Annotated in this window: 1 protein-coding gene; it reads right to left on the reverse strand. The window is 56.0% G+C overall.

Annotated features, from left to right (window positions below):
- On the reverse strand, positions 1-640 hold a 640-nt coding region (locus tag VZ95_RS27750), incomplete at its 3' end, for a GAF domain-containing protein (RefSeq protein WP_045777615.1).
- Positions 641-721: the final 81 nt, after the last annotated feature.

Here is a 721-nt window from a genome sequence, read left to right on the forward strand (position 1 = left end):
CGATCCGGTCCGTCGGCGATTGCAGCAGGATCATTTCGCTAAAGCCCATAATGGCGTTCAGCGGCGTGCGCAACTCGTGGCTGAGGCTGGACAGAAACCGCGTGCGCGCCAGATTATCTTGCCGGGTCTGCTGAATAATGCGGTGCAGATCGAGCGTATCGACGACCAATTGCGCTAATTCTTTCAAAAGACTCTGCTGCGCATCGGTAAATTCGCGCGGGCGTTGATCGATGACGCACAGGGTTCCGAGCCGAAAACCCGTTTCAGAAATCAGCGGGGCACCCGCATAAAAGCGGATATGGGGACTATCGGTGACAAGCGGATTAGCCGTAAACCGCGGATCGCTTAAAGCATCTTCCACAATCATGACATCATCGTCCAAGATTGCGTAAGCGCAGAAGGCGAGCTGTCGGGGCGTTTCTTGCGTGGCGAGCCCGGCTTTCGCTTTGAACCATTGCCGGTCTGAATCGAGGAGGCTGACGAGCGCGATGGGGCAATCGAGCAACCGAGTGGTTAATTGAACCAAATGGTCCAAACGCGGGTCGTCCGGTGTATCAAGCACGCAGAAGCTGTGCAGCTCATCAAGGCGGGCAGCCTCGTTCGGCGGAACCGGAGGAAGAGGGGAATTGATTGCCGTCATCGGCGGAAGTGTGCCATAGCGCCTAAGGCTTGACTATATCGGCGCTCGATATTTTTAGAGTAACCCATAGGGGAGTGGGGA

The organism is Elstera litoralis (assembly GCF_000963705.1).
Classification (GTDB): domain Bacteria; phylum Pseudomonadota; class Alphaproteobacteria; order Elsterales; family Elsteraceae; genus Elstera; species Elstera litoralis.